The following is a 19,038-nucleotide window of genomic DNA, read 5'->3' as shown; positions in this document are numbered from 1 at the left end:
GTGCCATCGAATCGTCGTGTTGACGTAGCATGAAGCGCTCGTGTGGCTGCCGGGGCGCAGGGCTATTGCCCCGAACGGCGGCCATGCTTCCGTCTTGCCGGGCGAACCGGCGAATGAGGATTGAGGCGTGCAGGCAGGGTTCAGGGACGCACTCGCACAGCAGCGATCGGTGCTTGGCGCACTGATCCTGCGCGACATGCGCACGCGCTTCGGGCGCACAGCGCTCGGCTTCGCCATTGCCGTCGCCTGGCCGCTTACTCATCTGCTCGTGATGGTGGCCGTCGCCGATGCCATCGGACGCGTGGTGCCGCTCGGTACCAACAGCACCCTCTTCTTCGCCACCGGAATCATGCCTTACATTCTTTGCCTCTACCCGGGGCGAATGATGATGCTGTCCATCGAGCAGAACAAACCGATGCTTCTTTTTCCTGTCGTGAAGGTTATCGACATCATTTTGGCTCGGGCATTCCTGGAAACGATCACTGCAATGTGCGTGCTTATCCTTTTCTGCACCGTGCTGTTTGTAGTCGGTATCGAGTTTTCTCCTCGCGCTCCCGAAATCGCGGTTATGGCCGTAGCGCTGACGATCTTGTACGGTGTCGCGTTCGGGCTCCTGAGCTGCGTACTGATCGTACTGTTCCCGATGTGGATTGCAGCATTCTTTGCATTGATGATTTTGCAGTGGCTTACATCCGGCGCCATGCAACTCCCGTCGCTGCTTCCGACATGGGCACTGGAGTATATTGTCTACAATCCACTGTTCCACTGTATCAGCCTGCTGAGGAGTGCCTTTTATGACGGTTATGCCGATGGATACATCGACCCGCTCTACGTGGTGAATGTGTCCCTGATATTGCTCCTGGTCGGATTAGCCGGAGAGCGTGCGGCACGCGGCAAGCTCCTGATGCAATGATTACGTTCGACAACGTCTTCAAGTTCTACCGAACGCCCAAGACTCTCAAGATCGTCCTCGATCACCTGTCGTTCAAGCTGAACAAGGGAACAAGCTACGGCATTCTGGGCGTCAACGGGGCCGGCAAGTCGACGCTGATGCGGCTGATGGCGGGAACCGAGATGCCGAATTCCGGGCGCATCCACCGCAATGTCCGGGTGTCGTGGCCGCTCGGCTTTGCCGGGGGGCTTCATCATGCGCTGACCGGCCGTGAAAACGTGCAGTTCGTCGCTCGGGTCTACCGGCAGGATATTCGCAAGGCGGTGCGGTTCGTCGACGACTTCGCCGAGATCGGGGCGTATATCGACGCCCCGTTCGGCACCTATTCGTCGGGCATGCAGCAGCGCCTCGCCTTCGGGTTGTCTATGGCGATCGACTTCGACTGCTATCTGATCGACGAGGTCATGGCGGTTGGCGATTCCCGCTTCCAGAAACGATGCCAGGACGAATTCGACAAGCGAAAGCAATATGCCGACGTCGTCATGATTTCTCATGTCACCGACCAGATCCAGAACTACTGTGATCGCGGTGTGGTTCTGGCCGACGGAAAGATGTATTTTTTCGATGCTATCGATGAGGCCATCGAGATGTACAAGCAGCTGAACATGTAGGGCTGAGTGGAGACTGGCTTGTCCGACTCTCTGATAGACGTTGTTCTCGGTGGAGAAAATCAGGAGATCACGTCCGGTTCGCGCCGGACGGAGGCGATCTCCCATGCGCTCCGGGAAGCGAGCCGGCAGATCCGTTCCAACCGCCGCGTCGTCGGCGGGGGCGGTTTCAAGCGGCGGCGCGGCGAACGGCTCTTCGCTCTCGGCATCATTGCCAGCGCAATCGCCCTCGTGATCCTGCCGGTCTTGTTCGCCTCGATCTATTTCGGGCTGATTGCCAGCGACCGGTATCAGTCCGAGATGCAGTTTTCCCTGCGCAACTACGAGAGTTCTGGTGCGAGCACGCTGCTCTCGCTCACCGGCCTGCCAACCGGCAACCTGATGCAGGAGGCGAAGGTCGTGGAGAGCTTCATCAAGAGCCGGGCAATGGTGGACTTCCTCAACGAGAAGCTCGACCTTTTCGCGCTCTACAACGGGAACCATATCGACTATCTCTCCAGGTTCCAGGCCGACGAACCGGTCGAGGAATTCATGGAGTACTGGGACAAGAGGGCCAGCGTAGGTGTCGACAGCCTGTCCGGCATCGTTCGTGTCCGGGTTCAGGCGTTCTCCGCAGAGGATGCTCACCGGATCAACGCGTTGATGCTCGATGCGGTGGAACAGGTGGTCAACGATCTCTCGGCTCGGGCCCGGGCGGACCTTCTGGGCCGTAACGAAAAGACTTTGCAATCCGCGCAAGACAAGCTTGTCCGGCTCGGCGAGAGCCTCGCCGAACTTCGCAACGACACCGGCCTAATCGACCCGGAGCTTTATGCCAAGGCGATCACCTCGGTCGCGACGGAACTCGACGTCAAACTCTCAGAAATGCGCGTGCGGCGCAGCACGCTGCTGGCCTCCGTTGACGCCGATAGCCCCCAGATGCAGTTCCTGACGCGGCAGATCGAAACGCTGGAAGCGGAAGTGAAGCGTCTGCGCCAGGAAATCGCATCGCCAGGTTCCACTGATGGCTCACTCTCCACCACCAAGACCACATTCGACCGCTTCCTGCTGGAACAGGAGATCGCGCGCAAGCAATATGCCCAGGCGAGTCTCGAGTACGAAAAAGCGCGGATAGACGCCGACCGCAGACAGATCTACGCCGCCATCCTCCTGAAACCCACGCTGCCCGAAGACGCCGAGTACCCCAAACGCTTCTGGTCCTGGTCGGTCGTGCTGGCAATTTGCCTCGCAGGTTGGGGGGCTCTCGTTGGCGTGGCCGTTCTCGTCCGCAACCACCTTGCCGTCTGATGATTAGCGCAAACCACGTATGCGGAAAGACGATCGGACGCAGATGAAAGAGAAACTTCGACAGATGGTTCCAAGGCTGAAACCGATGAGGACGCCTCAGGACGCCGCTGATCGCTCCTCGTCGGTGGCGCAGATCCAAGGCAACGCCAGATCCGGCCCTGCACCCCATCAGCCACATACCGGCGAAGCAACAACGACCGCGCACACGGGCGGCGTACTGACGATGGTGCGCCACTTCTTCCGTGATGCAAGATCCGACCTCACCGGCACCGCCACATCGGAAACCGGATCAGGAGGCGGTTCGCTGCTGCGCAGCTTCGCTTTTTTCGTCGCCATCCCGACCGTGTTGACCATGGCGTATTTCGTCTTTCTGGCGGCAGACATCTACGCTTCGGAAACGCGCTTCATGGTGCGCGGCGCAGACAGCCAAGAAAAGATCGGCAGTGGCGCGCTGGCTCTGGTGTCAAAAGTCACCGGTGTTTCAGGCACCTCCCCTGACAGCTTTGCCGTGCTCAACTACATCAAGAGCCGTGCCATCATCGAGGACATCGGCGGAAAGCCGATGGTGCAACGGCTTTTCGCACCCGACCGGGGGGACATGCTCACCACGCTTGCCGAGGACGAGGCCTGGGAAGATATCATCAAGTACTGGCGGAGACGCGTAACCCCTTCGATCGACACGCAGTCCGGCATCATCACCGTGGAAGCGACCGCCTTCTCGGCCGAGGATGCGAACTGGCTGGCGACGCAGATCGTGGAAAAAAGCGAGGCACTGGTCAACGAGATTTCCCGGCGCAGCCGCGAAGAGACGCTGGAGGTGGCGCTCGCCGACGTCGACCTGGCAAGAGGCGATCTTGCCAGCGCCCGTGAAACCCTGCGCCAGTACCGCAACACGCGGGAAACGCTGGACCCGGAACTTACCGCCGAGTCGATCGGAGAGGTTCTTTCGAAGCTGATGCTGAGGCGGATCGAGCTTGAAGCGCGGCTTGGAACGATGCAGGGCGTCATCGACGAGAATTTTGCCCCCCGCAGGGTTCTCCAGCGCGAACTGGAGGAGACACGTGCGCAGATCGCGGCCCAGGAGGCCTTGCTGGCGTCCCGTGGCAGCGAAGCCGGAACCGTCTCGGACGTCATCTCCGGGTTCGAGAACTTGCGGTTGGAGGAGGAGTTTGCGGAAAAACGATACTCCATCGCCGTGAACGCCTATGAGGCGGCCCGACAGGACGTGGAGAAACAACAACTTTATCTGGTCGAGATCGTTCGCCCGACGCCGGCGGACACCGCGATATATCCAAAGAAGGTTGCCGGCACATTCATGATCTTCTTCGGAGCGTTCGTGCTGTGGTCAATCGGATCACTTATAACAGCATCGATCAGGGACCACGCCATATGACCAGGTGCCGAGCCCGAGATATGGCACATATGCGCACTCCCAGAGCTCGCAAGGATCGCTGACGTGCAATTTAACATCGACCACGACGGCGGCGACTGCGTTGCGGGCTGGATTGTACCGAACAACCCTAACGCCACTCCGAGCGTCAAGATCGTGATAAACGGCGAGGAAGTTGCCGTTATCGTCGCCAACGTAAACCGCAGCGACATCAAGGACCTTGGCCTGCACTCGACCGGTTTGATCGGGTTCCATTTGGACGAGGACAACTTACCCGGGATTGCAACCGCTGTTGATTTGCAGATCATCGACCAAGAGACGGGGGTACTCGTCCATCGGCGCAGCCCTGTTCCCTTTTTGATCGAGGAACGGGTGATGTTTTTCAACCTTTGCGTCGTTCCGCAGATCAGGATGAGAAACGACGCGGCCAATCTCTTTGCACTGTCCTATGCAAACAGCGAGCGGATCAACTACGAGACGCTCTACAGCATCCTGCGCAATCACCACGCCCAGTCGGTTTTTGTCATGGGGCGAACCAATCACAACCGCATCTCCGAAGCTCTCTCGAGCAGCGGCTTCAAGCGAATGGCGCTCTTGCGCGAACCTCTCGTCGAGCTTGCCGAGCGCCTGATCCTGATCAAGCAGATTTCCCGCTCGACAAAGCGAAGCATGCTGGAGAGCCTGGTGTTCGGTGTCGAGAACCTTTTCAGCTTCGTCGAAACAGTTGACCTTGAGGCCGAGGCATCCCTGCAAGACGCCTTCCGCCAGATGCGACCGCAGCAGGTTCGCGCCATCGCCGATCCGTTCCTGAGTGCGATCGTATGCGATGCCGGCGACGAGCCGGAAGAGCGGCATATCAGCCTTGCGCTTGACCGTCTCGCGGAGTTCGATGTTGTCGGCGTCGAGGAACGCATGGATGCGTTCAACATCTGTGTCGAGGAGGCCATCGGGCGCAACATGTTCGCCGCCTACGATGCGTACCAGTTGCCGGGAACCCTCGAACTTGTGGATCGCCTGCGAAACATCGACAAGGTGGCGGAATACCTTGAATACGATACGGCCCTCTATCGCGAGGTGAGAGGCGTCATCGACCGGGAATTCGCCGTTTAATCACGGGCAGCACTCCTGAAGCCGTCGGCGGCGGCTTCAGATGCGCTCGCACACCACCGCATAGTCGAGGCGCCTGCCGTCGACATATTCCTGATAGCGCATGGTTCCCGGCATGTCGGCCCAATCCAGCGCATATCCCCGGAAAGGGGCTGGAACACGGTCTATCAGGGCCTTGCGCCGCGGCACGTCCTCGGCAATCGCGGCAAAGACGTTCTCGGTGATGTCGACGACATGCTGCACCCGCAGGCCGTTTTCCTCGGCCAGCGCCTTGGCGATGCCTATCTGATCGGCGAACGCCTTGTCTGTATACCCAACCGAGAAACTGAGCGTCCCGCCAGGGCGCAACACCCGCGACGCCTCGGCCATGAAGGCGGGCATGCCCACATAACTGGCCGCACCGACGCTGAAGATCATGTCGAAGCTTGCATCCGCAAATGACAATGCCCGCGCATTGCCTTGTTCCACGGTCAGGTTGGGAAACGCCTGCAACCGCTTCCGGCAGACTTTCACGGCGCTTCCATTGACATCGACACCGGTTATGCGCGCGTCCGGAAACCGGCGCGCGGCGACCTGCATGCCGCCACCCAGTCCGCAACCGATATCGAGAATATCGTTCCAGTCACGCTTTCCAGCATCCCGCGTCAGTGACCACAGGACCTGATCGTAAAGCGTTGCCTGCAACGGCTCCTGATCGAAGGGAGGCAGCGCGCTCAGCGCCTCGTCGGCAGGTGAGAACCCGCTGTTGAAGAAATTCTGGTGCCGTGCAGGGGACAAGCGGTAGAGAGCGAAATAGATCGCCTCCTGAAACTTGCGCTGCAGCGGCTTGGGAAGATTGCGCTGAAAGCGCCGCTTTAGAACATAGAGAAACGACATGGACGGCTCCGGCGGGAAGGATCGTCCCCCCTGATAATCCCTCTCGCCCCGCTTGCCTACACCTGCAAGGCAAAACCGGCCCGGCCCTGACCGGTAGAGGACGGGTTCTTGGCCAGGAAATCCCCGTCTGTCACCTCGCCCTTATCCTGTTGCCGTCAACCCCGCCGGAACGAGGACGGATCATGGACGAGACCGCAAATCACAAACTGCCCCTGATCCGCGCAAGTCAGGCGCAGAAACACGTCACGCACAACGAGGCACTGCTGAGGCTGGATGCAATCATGCAGCTCTCCGTGCTGAGCCGTACGCAATCCACGCCGCCGGCGGCAAGCGAAGGCGAGCGATACCTGGTTCCGGTGGGTGGATCGGGCGCCTGGGCGGCGAACGACGGCCGGATTGCCATCTGGCAAGGCGGTGTCTGGCGCTTCCTCGAACCGGGACGCGGCTGGATCTGCCATGTCGAGGACGAGGAGCTCTTTCTGGTGAGGACGGCGGACGGCTGGGAAGAGCTGACGGCGGCAAGCCGTGACCCCGTGCTTGCCGGCAAGGCAGGGATCAACGCCACACCCGACGATACCAACCGCCTGGCCGTCTCCTCGGAGAGTTCGCTTTTCACCCATGCAGGTGGCAGTCATCGGTTGAAGATCGACAAGAGCAGTCCTTCGGAGACGGCAAGCGCCGTGTTCCAGAGCGGACTTTCAGGGCGTGCCGAAATCGGGCTTGCCGGGAACGACGATCTGTCGATCAAGGTCAGTGCGGACGGGAGCAGCTGGAAGAACGCGATCATAATCGATGGAGACACAAGCGCGGTTGGCATCGGGACAGTCCCCTTCAACGATGTCCTCGATGTGAATGGCGGCATTGTCAGTAGAGCCCAGGCACCGGCTTTTTCGTTTCTAGGTGACATAGACGGCGCCAAATGGATCACCGGCCTGGGTGGATACTTCCTGTCCTTCATGAGCGACAACGGCAACTCACAGGCCATTCCCGAGCGATCAAGCATTACTTGCTATGGCCGCACCTTTCGGCCGAAGATCGCGTTCACCACCACCGGAAGCCTCCTGGCGGCCGGTGCGCTCAAGGCACAGGGCTATCGGTCGGGCGAGATCGAACTTGCCGACGATGCCAGCGCCGCCATCGCCCCCCTCGACAAGGCGGGCTTCCTGCTCGTCTCCGTCGATCCGGCTGCCGACCACCCTCCCCTTTCGGCATTCGGCATTGCCGCCTACGACAGTGGCACCTCACCGGAAGCCCTCAAGCTGGCCGGCGGAGCGCTGTTCGATGCCGTCTCGAGCGACGTCACCGGGACGTCAGGAATTGACGGGCATGTCACGATAGGGGTTGTCGCCGGTTCCCTGAGGATCGAGAACCGGCTCGGGGCAATGGCAACACTGCGCTACACATTTCTCGGCTGAGGGGACCAGAGCCAGCCGGCCGCAGCACTACTGGCGGCCGGAGCGATGAGCCCAGCCGGTCATGCGCATCTCGAGCCAGGCCATCATCGCATACATGACGATGCCGAGCACCGCGAGCGCGACAAGCCCCGCCCAGACGAGCGGCACGTTGAATTGCGACTGCGCCGCCAGCATCATGTGGCCGATGCCGGCATTGGCTGCCACCGTCTCGGAGATCACCGAACCGACAAAGGCGAGCGTGATCGCGACCTTGAGCGAGCCGAAGAAATACGGCATCGAACGCGGAATGCCGACCTTCAGCATGATATCCATCTTCTTCGCGCCCAGTGCCCGCAGCACGTCCTCCATCTCCGGCTCGATCGTGGCAAGGCCGGTGGCAACATTCACGACAATCGGGAAAAAGGCGATCAGGAAGGCGGTCAGCACTGCGGGAACCGTCCCGATGCCGAACCAGATCACAAGGATCGGAACGACGGCGACCTTGGGGATCGAGTTGAAACCGACCATCAGGGGATAGAGCCCGGCATAGACCGCCCGGCTCCAGCCGATGGCAAGCCCCAGCGCCAGTCCGCCGACAACAGCCAGCAGGAAGCCAACCGTCGTGGTGAAAAGCGTCTGCAGGGAATCCTTCCAGATCACCGGCCAGTATTTGACGAGAGCAACCCAGATATCGGTCGGCGCGGGGAGAATGAACACGGCGATGTCGAACATCTTCACCGTCGCTTCCCACACCACGAACAGTCCGATCGTCCACAGCCATGGAGCGGCCTTGATCCAGTGTTCGTTGGTCATGCCGCCGCCCTCGCTTCCGCGATATGCCCGCGCAACTCGTGGACAATGTCGTTGAATTCCGCCTCATAGGTGAGATCGATCGGTCGCGGGCGGGCGAAACCGACGTCCTGCTCGACGATGATGCGGCCCGGCCGGGCGCTCATGACAAACACCCGGTCGGCCAGGAACACGGCCTCGCGCAGGTCATGGGTGACGAGAATGACGGTGAACCCCTTCTCTGCATGCAGGTCGCGCATCACCTGCCACAATTCCTCGCGGGTGAACGCGTCGAGCGCCCCGAAAGGCTCGTCGAGCATGAGAAGCGCCGGGTCGTGGATCAGCGCCCGGCACAGGTTGGCGCGCTGCTGCATGCCGCCGGACAGTTCCCAGGGGAACTTGTCGCCGAACCCCTTCAGCCCGACAATCTCCAGAAGTTCCTCGGCGCGCGCGACGTAGCTCTCGTGCTCGCGCTTCAACTGACGGCGATGCGGCTGGACGATTTCCAGCGGCAGCATCACGTTTTTCAGCGTGGTGCGCCAGGGCAGCATGGACGGGTTCTGGAAGGCCATGCCGGCAATCGACACGGGGCCGTCGACTTCCTTGCCGGCAACCTCCACCGTACCCGCCTGCGGGCGGATCAGGCCGGTGGCGAGCTTCATGAGGGTCGACTTGCCACAGCCCGACGGGCCGACAACCGCGGCGAACTCACCGCGCTTCACGGCCATGGTCAGCCCGTCAAGCGCCAACGTACCATCGCCGCCAGGCCCATAGGCCAGACGAATGTCGTTCAGATCAACAAAACCGGTCACGGAACAGTCTGGCTCCAGCATTGGGTGAAAGGCGCCCGGCCCGATGGGCACACGGCAGATCGCAGCCTCGCACGGAAAGACAGGGGCGGCCGCGGGCTGATACCGCGGCGACCGCCCCCAACGTCCCCGGGGTTACTTGACCATGCGCTCCGCGGCGGGCGGCAGGTAGGACGGATCAAAGACCCGCTCAGGCGCCGGCGGCGTGTCGCTGACGCCCATCGACGCCTTCAGGTACTCCATCGACTTGGCAAGCTTTGCCATGTCGACGCCGCCAAATCCGTTGGCCCTGACCGCAGGCGTGGCAATGGAGCCGGCAACCGCCATCTTGATGCGATCGACTTCCGTCGCCTCGTCCAGCACGCCGTTACGCTTGAGCACGTAGGGAACGGACGCCTCGGGTTCGGCGATCGTGTCGAGGAACCCGCGCACGAGGGCCCTGATGAAGCCCTTCACCGCATCCGGATTTGCCTCGGCGAAATCGGTGTTGACCATCACCACGTTGCCGTAGAGATCGAGGCCATTCTCGCCCATCAGGATGGTGGCGATGTCATCCTCCGGAACGCCCTGGGCCTTCAGGTTGATGACGGAGGAGAAGGAGAAACCGAAGATCGCGTCCACCTGCCCCTGGGCGAGCATCGGCTCGCGGACGGGAAAGCCGACATTCTCGATCTTGATGGCGGAGGTATCGATACCGGCGACGTCGACAAAGGCCGGCCACTGGCCGAAGGCGGCATCGGGCGGCGGCGCGCCGAGCGTCTTGCCTTCAAGCGACTTGGGGTCTTCCGTCACGCCCTTGCTCTTGCGGCCGATGATCGCGAAGGGCGGGCGCTCATAGGCCATCATCACGGCCTTGACCTTCAGGTCCGGCTGGTCGTCCATCAGCTTGATCAGGGCGTTGATGTCGCCGAAGCCCATATCATAGGCGCCGGTCGCCACGCGCGGGATCGATTCGCGGGAGCCGGCACCGGTGTCGATGGTGACGTTGAGCCCCTCTTCGGCGAAATAGCCCTTGTCCTGCGCAATGAAGAAGGGCGCGGCCGGGGCTTCGAACTTCCAGTCGAGGGTGAACTTGATGTCGGTGTCGGCCATCGCCGCCGGAGCGGCAAGGGACAAGGCAAATGCAATTCCGAAAAGCTTCCGCATGAGGAACCCCACTGGCGATATTGTTATTATCGCCACGAGACTGCCTCGCAATTGCTCAAGGATCAAGCAGATTTAGGCCTCGATTAAATTTGAGGCACGCACGCCCGATGCTGAGGCAACCGGCCCGGAGATATCCTCCGGGCCGGCCATGTTCATGTCAAAGGCCAAGATAGCGAATGACCTCGTCAGCCAGTTCCTCGGCGGAACGGGCAACCGTGTCGAGCACGAGTTCCGCCTGCTCCGGCGCCTCGTAGGGGCTGTCGATGCCCGTGAAGTTGCGGATCTCCCCTGCCCTTGCCTTGCGATAGAGCCCCTTCGGGTCGCGGGTCTCGGCAATCTCCAGCGGCGCATGAACGTGGATCTCGACGAATTCGCCCGGGGCAAACAGGTCGCGGGCCATCTGCCGGTCCGACCGGAACGGCGAGATGAACGAGACGAGCGTGATCAGCCCGGCTTCGGTGAAGAGCTTGGCGACCTCGCCGACCCGGCGGATGTTTTCCACACGGTCGGCTTCGGCAAACCCGAGATCCTTGTTCAGCCCGTGGCGGACATTGTCTCCGTCCAGCAGGAACGTCAGACGTCCTTCCGCGTGCAGGCGCTGCTCGACCATGTTGGCGATGGTCGACTTGCCCGCCCCCGAAAGACCGGTGAACCACAGCACGCGCGGGGTCTGGCCCGTGAGCGCGGCGCGCGCCGTCCTGTCGATGTCGAAGGCCTGGCGATGGATGTTGTCCGCCTTGCGCAGGCTCGACCAGATCAACCCGGCGCCAACCGTCTGGTTGGTCAGCGGATCGATCAGCACGAACGACCCCATGTCGCGATTGACTTCATAGGGGTCGAAGGCGACGGGCGCCCCCAACTGGATCTCGCAAAAGCCGATCTCGTTCAGCGCCAGCGTCTCCGCCGGCAGGTGCTTCAGCGAATTGACGTCGATGCCGTGCTCGATATGCCTGACCACGCCCGTGGTGGTGCGTTTGCCGGCCTTGATCATGTAGTTGCGGTTGGTGCGAAGGGCCTGGTCGCCCATCCAGATCACGTGGGCATTGAGGCGGTCCGAAACCTCCGGCCGCTGGTCCGGGAGACTGAGAACGTCGCCACGGGAAATGTCGACCTCTTCCTCAAGCGTGATGGTGACGGCGTCGCCGGCCACAGCCTCTTCCAGGTCGCCGCTCATGGTGGCAATGCGCGACACTGTCGCGACACGTCCCGACGCTGCCACCGCCACCTTGTCGCCAGGGCGGATGCTGCCGCTGACGACCGTGCCGGCATAGCCGCGAAAGTCGAGATTGGGCCGGTTGACCCACTGCACCGGCATGCGGAACGGGCCGAGGCGATCGTCGCTGGCGACATCGATGCTCTCGATATGCTCGAGCAGCGTCGGCCCGTCATACCAGGGCATGGCCTCGCTTTGCACGGTGACGTTCTCGCCGGTCAGGGCGGACATCGGGATCACCTGGAGCGTCTCGAAACCGAAGCCTTCCGCGAAGGCCCGGTAGTCGCTTTCGATGGCATCGAGAACGGCGCGGTCATGGTCGACGAGATCCATCTTGTTGACCGCGACGACGACATGCCGGATGCCGAGCAGCGAGACGATGAACGAGTGCCGCCGCGTCTGCTGCAGGACGCCCTTGCGCGCGTCGATGAGGATCACCGCCAGATCGGAGTTGGAGGCGCCCGTCGCCATGTTGCGGGTGTACTGCTCGTGGCCGGGCGTGTCGGCGACGATGAACTTGCGTCCCTCGGTGGCGAAGAAACGGTAGGCGACATCGATGGTGATGCCCTGTTCGCGCTCGGCTTCGAGACCGTCGACAAGCAGGGCAAAATCCAGTTCCTCGCCCTGGGTGCCGTATTTGCGCGAATCCTTGCGGAGCGCCGCCTCCTGATCCTCGAACACCCGCTTGGTGTCATGCAGAAGCCGGCCGATCAGCGTCGACTTGCCGTCGTCGACGCTGCCGCAGGTGAGAAAGCGAAGGAGCCCCTTCTGGTCGTGCTCGCCGAGAAAGTCGACCACGGGCGGGGCAATGGAAGGCATAGCCTGGTTCATGACGGGATCCTCAGAAATAGCCTTCGCGCTTCTTCTTTTCCATCGAGGCCGCCTCGTCATGGTCGATCAGCCGGCCCGAACGCTCGGAGGTACGGGCGATCAGCATCTCCGTGACGATCTGGTCGAGCGTGTCGGCGTTCGATTCCACGGCGGAGGTCAGCGGATAGCACCCCAGTGTGCGGAAGCGGATGCGGCGCATCTGAGGGGTCTCGCCGGGCCGGAGCGGCAGGCGGTCATCGTCGACCATGACAAGCGCCCCGTCGCGCTCCACCACAGGCCGTTCGGCCGCGTAATAGAGCGGCACGATCGGAATGTTTTCGGCGCGGATGTACTGCCAGATATCGAGCTCGGTCCAGTTCGACAGCGGAAAGACGCGCAAGGACTCGCCCGGCCGCACACGGGTGTTGAAGATCGACCAGAGCTCCGGCCGCTGGTTCTTCGGGTCCCAGCCATGGGCGGCCGAACGGAACGAGAAGACCCGCTCCTTGGAGCGCGACTTCTCCTCGTCGCGGCGTGCGCCGCCGAACGCGGCATCAAAGCCGTGGGCGGACAAGGCCTGCTTCAAGGCGTCCGTCTTCATCACCTGCGTGTAATAGGACGAGCCGTGGTCGAAGGGATTGACGTTGTCCGCAAGTCCCTGGGCGTTCGTGTAGGTGATCAGCTCCATGCCCGCTTCCGCAGCCATCCGGTCGCGGAAGGCGATCATTTCCCGGAACTTCCAGGTGGTGTCGATGTGCAGCAGCGGAAAGGGCGGCGGAGCCGGGTAGAAGGCCTTTCGCGCAAGGTGCAGCATGACGCTGGAATCCTTGCCGATGGAGTACATCATCACCGGGCGCGACATCTCGGCCACGACTTCACGGATGATCTCTATGGATTGCGCCTCAAGGTGACGCAGATGGCTTCCCCGGTTGGACACGGGCCTCTCCTCGTGATCTCGGCCGCGAGAGAAGAACAGCGATGACGACACAGGGTTGAACACCCGCCTCGAGACATCGTTCGTCAATCTCTCTGCAGCTCATGGGTCACGAGTTAAGCAGCATCATGGCAATGCGCGAGAAACAGGATTGCCGACAAAGGGCGCTCCTTAAAAAATCTCTGTCATTCGGCGGTATTTGCCAATGCTCCGGAGACTGCGGCGGCAGCCGATGCGATCAAGGCCTCGCCGCCGGCGGCCAGAAAGCCCGGATTGGCGAAGTCCGCGTCGTCGGGCAGGTTCCGCTTGCCATAGATGAAAGGACCGCCGTCGAGCCCCCGCACATGGCCGCCGGCGGCAACAAGGACAGCGTGGCCGGCAGCCGTGTCCCATTCCATGGTCCGACCGAAACGCGGGTAGAAATCGGCCTCTCCCCGGGCGACCAGGCAGAATTTCAGCGAGGATCCGACACTCACTGTATCGGCCATGCCGAGGGCTTTCAGGAGACCGTCTGTCCTGGCGTCGCGATGCGAACGGCTGGCGACGGCGACAGGAAGGGCGTCCTGCAGGTTCCGCACCCGGAGCGGTCGGGCCGGGCCGGTTGCGTTGCCGGCCTGGTCGAACTCCTGCTCGAATGCCCCCCGGCCCAGCGCGCCGGTGAAGAACGATCCGCGCAGGGGCGCGAAGACGGCCCCCAGAACCGGCACGCCCTTCTCGACGAGCGCGATGTTGACCGTGAAATCGCCGTTTCCGGAGATGAATTCGCGTGTTCCGTCAAGCGGATCGACGAGAAAGAAGCGGTCGCCGATCTCCGGCTGCAGCCCTCCCGCCATGGCTTCCTCGGCGATCACCGGAACACCGGGAAAGAGCCGCGCAAGTCCGGCCAGGATGACGGCCTCGGCACGCCTGTCAGCCTCGGTCACCGGGCTTTCGTCGGCCTTGCTCTCGACCGTGACGCCAGCATGGAAGCATGTGAGCAGAACCTGCCCCGCCTGGAGGCACAGGTCGCGCAGCGCCAGCATGTCGTCCGTCATCGGCATCAGCCTTTCTCCAGTCTCGGCATCCAGTTCCGGCCAGAGGCCGTCCGGGACCCTGCTCAGCCTGCCTTGTGCGCCGGCTTGCCGATCCCCTGATAGTCGAGGCCGGCAGCGACGACATCGGCCGCCTGCCAGATGTTGCGCATGTCGACCACGTTGCGGCCGCTCATGCGCCGCGCGATTTCGGCGAGGTCCAGGCCGCGATAGGCATTCCACTCGGTGACGACGGCCAGCACATCCACACCGTCCGCCACGTCATAGGGATTGTCGCGCCAGACAAGTCCGGGAAGCAGAGGCTCCGCCTGTCCCCGCGCCTCCGGATCATGGGCGACCACCTCGACACCGGCGGCCTGCAGCGCCGGCACGATCACCAGCGAGGGCGCGTCGCGGACATCGTCGGTGTTCGGCTTGAAGGCGATCCCCAGAATGCCGACGCGCTTGCCCGCAACCTGCGGGCCGAGTGCCGCCAGCACGCGAGCCGCCATGTCGCGCTTGCGGGCCTCGTTGACCTCGATGGTGGTCTCCACCAGACGCAAGGGTGCTCCGTGTCGCTGGCCTGTCGCCGCCAGCGCTGTCGTGTCCTTGGGAAAGCAGGAGCCGCCGAAGCCGGGCCCCGCATGGAGAAACTTTCCGCCAATGCGATTGTCGAGGCCAATACCGCTTGCGACCTTCTGCACGTCCGCCCCGACCTTCTCGCAAAGGTTGGCGATCTCGTTGATGAAGGTGATCTTCAGCGCCAGGAAGGCATTGGCGGCATATTTGGTCAGTTCGGCGTTCTCGAGCGAGGTGACCAGTATCGGCGTCTCGCGCAGGTAGAGCGGCCGGTAGAGGCGGGGCAGCGCGGCTTCCGCGCGCTCGTCCTCGGCCCCCGTCACCACCCGGTCGGGACGCATGAAATCCTCGATCGCGGATCCTTCGCGCAGGAACTCAGGGTTGGAGGCAATGGAGAAGTCGACGCCCGGCCGCTCCTCGCGAATGATCTCGGCAACCTTGCGACAGGTTCCGACCACGACCGTCGACTTGATCACCACGACCGTGCCCGGGCGCATCGCCTTGGCGACCTGCCGAGCGGCGGCGAACACATAGGTGAGGTCGGCCTCGCCGTCGCCGCGCCGCGACGGCGTGCCCACGGCGATGAACACCACATTGGCGGCGGCAACGGCGGCCTCCAGGTCGGTTGTGAAGGAGAGCCGCTTCTCCTCCAGGTTCCGCTCGATCAGTGCATCGAGACCTGGCTCGTAAATCGGAACCTCGCCGGCATTGAGCCGCCCGATCTTCGCCGCATCGATATCGACGCAGGTGACATCGAAGCCGAACTCGGAAAAGCAGACGCCGGAAACCAGACCGACATAGCCGGTGCCAATCATTGCAATGCGCATGTGTGCTCCTGGAATCTGCCCCGGGGGCTGGAACGTGCAGGACTCTATAAGGGTGCGACGAGCGCGCGGACCGCCGCCAATTGCAGGAAACTCGTCTTGCTGCTGCTCGCAGGATGGCCGGCCGCCATCCCGGGACGGGCACGGGCCGGCACGCCCTTCCATGGAGGCGAGGCGCGGACCGGGATCGCGTCCTTCCGGCAGCGTTCCTGTTCGCTTGCCACCGGTTTGTCAACCCGCTAACACCACGAAGCCCGGGCAACGGACATCCGCCCTGCGACCGGCGAGCGAGACGAACGGCAAGGGAGCGAGCGCATGGCAGTTCTGGTGACCGGCGGCGCCGGTTATATCGGCAGCCACATGGCCTGGCACCTGCTCGACGCTGGCGAGGACGTCGTGGTTCTCGACAGTCTCGTCACCGGGCACCAGTGGTCCGTCCCCGGTTCCGCCCGCTTCGTCCGGGGTGAGGTCGGCGACCCGGACGCGCTTCGCCAGGTGCTGTCCCTTGCGCCCGTGGATGCAGTGATCCATTTCGCAGGCTCCGTGTCGGTCCCGGAATCGCTGGAAGACCCGGCGAAGTACTATCGCAACAACACCTGCGCGACGCTGGCCCTCATCGAGAACTGCCTCGCCGCCGGGATCGAGACGGTGATCTTCTCCTCCACCGCCGCCGTCTATGGCGAGGTCGACGCGAGTCCCGTTTCGGAAACCACCCCCGCGCTGCCGACAACGCCCTATGGCGCGTCCAAGCTGATGACGGAGACCATGCTGCGGGACATTTCCGCCGCCGGCCCGCTGCGCCATGCAGCGCTGCGCTATTTCAACGTCGCGGGCGCGGACCCGCAGGGGCGCACCGGCCATTCCACGCGTGGCGCCACCCATCTTCTGAAAGTCGCGTGCGAGGCGGCGCTGGGCGCCCGCAAGGGCATGACCGTCTTCGGCACCGATTACGCCACCCGCGACGGAACGGCCGAACGCGACTTCATCCATGTCGGCGACCTTGTCGAGGCCCACTATCTGGCGCTCAAGCGACTGCGGGCCAACCCGGAAAGCTTCACACTCAATTGCGGCTATGGCAGGGGATATACGGTGCTGGAGACCATCGAGGCGGTCATGCGCGCCGCGGGCTCCCGGTTTTCTGTGGACTACGCCCCCCGCCGGCCGGGCGACCTCGGCAGCGTCGTTGCCGACAGCGCCGCCATCCGGGACCTGCTCGGCTGGCAGCCGGCGCTGAACGATATCGACGTGATCGCACGCCACGCGATCGAATGGGAACGGCACCTCCTGCGACGCAACGCGGCCCCTGACGCCTGAGGACAGAAACACTCGTCGATTTCAACAATAAGCTGAAAACGCGGCGGCAACCCCTTGTTGAAACGTCTGCTGCAGTGCACAATTGCCATATTGTGGACGCTTTGCCCAGCGTCTCGTTTACGCTAGAACCGGAACAAGGGCCAACGCCTCCCTTCAGGCGCCATGTCCCGGTAAACTGTCATGGGAATCGGCCGTCTCGCGGCATGAAGGCAGTACGACCCGGAATTTCCGGGAACCGTGTCGCCCGGATCGCCAGGCAGACGCCGCCGCTTTGCCGGTACGAGTCCGGTCTCCGTCCGGATTTTCGGGCGCCGCTACGGAAGAAACGCTGAATGTCGTTGCTTGCACGGAACACGGTCATCACGGGATATGCCGCTCGCCTGCCTGGCGCGGCCTCCGTGAGCGACTTCTGGCAATTGCTTGAGACCGGCACATGCGCCGTCACCCAGGTCGGCCACGATCGTTTCGATCCACGCAGTTTCTACCATCCGCGGCCGAACACGTCGGGCCGCAGCCATACCTTCGCCGCCGGCCAGATCGACAATGTCTGGGGCTTCGACGCCGCCTTTTTCGGCATTTCCCCGCGAGAGGCCGCGCAGATCGATCCGCAGCAACGCCTGCTGCTGCAGGTGGTGTGGGAGGCGATCGAGAATGCCGGCTTGCGGCCGTCGGACCTGGCCGGCAGCCAGACGGGCGTCTATGTCGGCGCGTCGGGCCTCGACTACCACCAGAGGCTGCTGTTCGATCTGCCCGCCGTCGACATGCAGACAATGACCGGCAACACGCTGTCGATCATTTCCAACCGTGTCTCCTACATCTTCGACCTGCGCGGGCCGAGCTTCACGCTGGACACCGCCTGTTCCTCCTCGCTGGTGGCCTTGCACCAGGCGATCAGCGCCATCGAAAACGGGCAGATCGACACCGCCATCGTCGCCGGTGTCAATCTGCTGCTCAGCCCGTTCTCCTTCATCGGCTTCTCTCGCGCCTCGATGCTTTCGCCGCAGGGCCTGTGCCGGGCGTTCGACGCGTCCGGTGACGGCTACGTGCGCTCGGAAGGGGCGGTCGCCATCGTCTTGCAAAGAGACAGCACCGCGCGCGAACCCCGGGCCCGCATCATGGCCAGCGGCATCAATGCCGACGGCCGCACGGCCGGACTGTCGCTGCCCTCCTCCCCGGCCCAGGCAACCCTGCTGCGCACGATCTACGGCGACCTCGACATCTCGCCGGACGACCTTGCCTTCGTCGAAGCGCACGGTACGGGAACGCAGGTGGGAGACCCGGCCGAGGCGACGGCGCTCGGCACGGAGATCGGCCAGCGCCGGAGCGCGCCGCTGCCGATCGGATCGGTGAAGACCAATGTCGGCCACCTGGAGCCGGTCTCCGGACTGGTCGGCATCCTCAAGTCGATCCTGGCCCTGCAGAACGGCCTCCTGCCGAAGTCCCTGCATTTCGACACGCCGAACCCGAATATCGACTTCGAGGCCCTCAACCTGGCGGTCGCCGCGCAGGCGGTGGAACTTCCCCGCGGCACGGGCCGGCGTCTTGCCGGCATCAATTCCTTCGGCTTCGGCGGCACCAACGCCCACACGGTGATCGGCGACGTCGAGGCGGCACCCCTCCCGCAAAGCACGGTTCCCGACACGGCTCCGCTGATCATCTCCGCCCGCTCGCAAGCCGCGCTGAAGGAGCTTGCCAGAGGTTATGCGGACCTGCTCGGGCAGGAGAGCGCCCCCCCGGCGGGGGCGATCGCGGACGCGGCCGTTCGCCGAAGGGACCTGCACGACCACCGGCTCGTCGTTCTCGGCGACCCGGCCGCCAAACAGGCCGCGCTCGCCGCCTTTGCCGAGGGCGGCAGCGCACCGGCGGCGATCGAGGGCAAGACCGCGCCGCGCACACGCGGCATCGCCTTCGCCTTTTCCGGCAACGGTTCGCAATGGGCGGGCATGGGACAGTTCGCCTATTCCGGAGATCCCGGCTTCCGCAAGGCGCTGGAGGG

Annotated in this window: 16 protein-coding genes; 8 read left to right on the top strand and 8 right to left on the bottom strand. The window is 63.1% G+C overall.

Annotated features, from left to right (window positions below):
• Window positions 1-127: 127 nt before the first annotated feature.
• The 5 genes from ACN0T5_RS10045 to ACN0T5_RS10025 all read left to right on the top strand — a co-directional run bounded on the left by ACN0T5_RS10045 (window position 128) and on the right by ACN0T5_RS10025 (window position 5,347).
• The gene (locus ACN0T5_RS10045; protein ID WP_417768493.1) at window positions 128-913 is read left to right on the top strand and encodes an ABC transporter permease; all 786 of its coding nucleotides are present in this window, start codon (window positions 128-130) and stop codon (window positions 911-913) included.
• On the top strand, window positions 910-1,563 hold the full coding sequence (locus ACN0T5_RS10040) for an ABC transporter ATP-binding protein (RefSeq protein WP_417768492.1): 654 nt from the start codon (window positions 910-912) through the stop codon (window positions 1,561-1,563). The genes ACN0T5_RS10045 and ACN0T5_RS10040 overlap by 4 nt, the downstream gene beginning before the upstream one ends.
• Window positions 1,564-1,581: 18 nt before the next feature.
• On the top strand, window positions 1,582-2,847 hold the full coding sequence (locus ACN0T5_RS10035; protein WP_417768491.1) for a hypothetical protein: 1,266 nt from the start codon (window positions 1,582-1,584) through the stop codon (window positions 2,845-2,847).
• Between the two features lie 43 nt (window positions 2,848-2,890).
• Window positions 2,891-4,240 (top strand): hypothetical protein, encoded by a 1,350-nt coding sequence (locus ACN0T5_RS10030; protein WP_417768490.1) that lies wholly within the window; start codon window positions 2,891-2,893, stop codon window positions 4,238-4,240.
• 63 nt (window positions 4,241-4,303) lie between these two features.
• Window positions 4,304-5,347, top strand: a complete 1,044-nt coding sequence (locus ACN0T5_RS10025; RefSeq protein ID WP_417768489.1) for a hypothetical protein — start codon at window positions 4,304-4,306, stop codon at window positions 5,345-5,347.
• Window positions 5,348-5,383: 36 nt separating this feature from the next.
• On the opposite strand, the gene ACN0T5_RS10020 is transcribed toward ACN0T5_RS10025, so the two are convergent.
• Window positions 5,384-6,220 carry a class I SAM-dependent methyltransferase gene (locus ACN0T5_RS10020; protein WP_417768488.1) on the bottom strand — a complete coding sequence of 279 codons (837 nt, stop codon included), beginning with the start codon at window positions 6,218-6,220 and terminating at the stop codon, window positions 5,384-5,386.
• A 182-nt stretch (window positions 6,221-6,402) separates the two neighbouring features.
• On the opposite strand from ACN0T5_RS10020, the gene ACN0T5_RS10015 reads away from it, so the two are divergent.
• Window positions 6,403-7,635, top strand: coding sequence for a DUF2793 domain-containing protein (locus ACN0T5_RS10015; RefSeq protein WP_417768487.1), 1,233 nt, complete (start codon window positions 6,403-6,405; stop codon window positions 7,633-7,635).
• 27 nt (window positions 7,636-7,662) lie between these two features.
• On the opposite strand, the gene ACN0T5_RS10010 is transcribed toward ACN0T5_RS10015, so the two are convergent.
• The 7 genes from ACN0T5_RS10010 to ACN0T5_RS09980 form a co-directional block, all read right to left on the bottom strand.
• The gene (locus ACN0T5_RS10010; RefSeq protein ID WP_417768486.1) at window positions 7,663-8,427 is read right to left on the bottom strand and encodes an ABC transporter permease; all 765 of its coding nucleotides are present in this window, start codon (window positions 8,425-8,427) and stop codon (window positions 7,663-7,665) included.
• Entirely contained in the window at window positions 8,424-9,215 is a 792-nt protein-coding gene (locus ACN0T5_RS10005; RefSeq protein ID WP_417768485.1) for an ABC transporter ATP-binding protein, read from the bottom strand. Before ACN0T5_RS10005 ends, ACN0T5_RS10010 begins: the two co-directional genes overlap by 4 nt.
• A gap of 132 nt (window positions 9,216-9,347) precedes the next feature.
• Window positions 9,348-10,358, bottom strand: coding sequence for an ABC transporter substrate-binding protein (locus ACN0T5_RS10000; protein WP_417768484.1), 1,011 nt, complete (start codon window positions 10,356-10,358; stop codon window positions 9,348-9,350).
• A gap of 157 nt (window positions 10,359-10,515) precedes the next feature.
• Window positions 10,516-12,402 (bottom strand): sulfate adenylyltransferase subunit CysN, encoded by a 1,887-nt coding sequence (cysN, locus tag ACN0T5_RS09995; RefSeq protein WP_417768483.1) that lies wholly within the window; start codon window positions 12,400-12,402, stop codon window positions 10,516-10,518.
• A gap of 10 nt (window positions 12,403-12,412) precedes the next feature.
• Window positions 12,413-13,318: a sulfate adenylyltransferase subunit CysD gene (gene cysD / locus ACN0T5_RS09990; RefSeq protein ID WP_417768482.1), complete on the bottom strand. Its 906-nt coding sequence runs from the start codon at window positions 13,316-13,318 to the stop codon at window positions 12,413-12,415.
• Window positions 13,319-13,500: 182 nt separating this feature from the next.
• Window positions 13,501-14,355, bottom strand: coding sequence for a 3'(2'),5'-bisphosphate nucleotidase CysQ (gene cysQ, locus ACN0T5_RS09985; RefSeq protein WP_417768481.1), 855 nt, complete (start codon window positions 14,353-14,355; stop codon window positions 13,501-13,503).
• A 56-nt stretch (window positions 14,356-14,411) separates the two neighbouring features.
• Window positions 14,412-15,731: a UDP-glucose dehydrogenase family protein gene (locus ACN0T5_RS09980; RefSeq protein ID WP_417768480.1), complete on the bottom strand. Its 1,320-nt coding sequence runs from the start codon at window positions 15,729-15,731 to the stop codon at window positions 14,412-14,414.
• 312 nt (window positions 15,732-16,043) lie between these two features.
• Here ACN0T5_RS09980 and galE point away from each other — a divergent pair, with 312 nt between their 5' ends.
• Entirely contained in the window at window positions 16,044-17,042 is a 999-nt protein-coding gene (galE, locus tag ACN0T5_RS09975; RefSeq protein ID WP_417768479.1) for a UDP-glucose 4-epimerase GalE, read from the top strand.
• A 332-nt stretch (window positions 17,043-17,374) separates the two neighbouring features.
• Window positions 17,375-19,038 (top strand): type I polyketide synthase (locus ACN0T5_RS09970; RefSeq protein ID WP_417768478.1); only part of this gene is annotated, 1,664 nt, incomplete at its 3' end.

The sequence above is a fragment of the Stappia sp. genome (assembly GCF_048261845.1).
Lineage (GTDB): Bacteria > Pseudomonadota > Alphaproteobacteria > Rhizobiales > Stappiaceae > Stappia.
The sequence above is the reverse complement of the archived record's forward strand: the minus strand, read 5'-3'. Positions and strand labels throughout refer to the sequence as shown.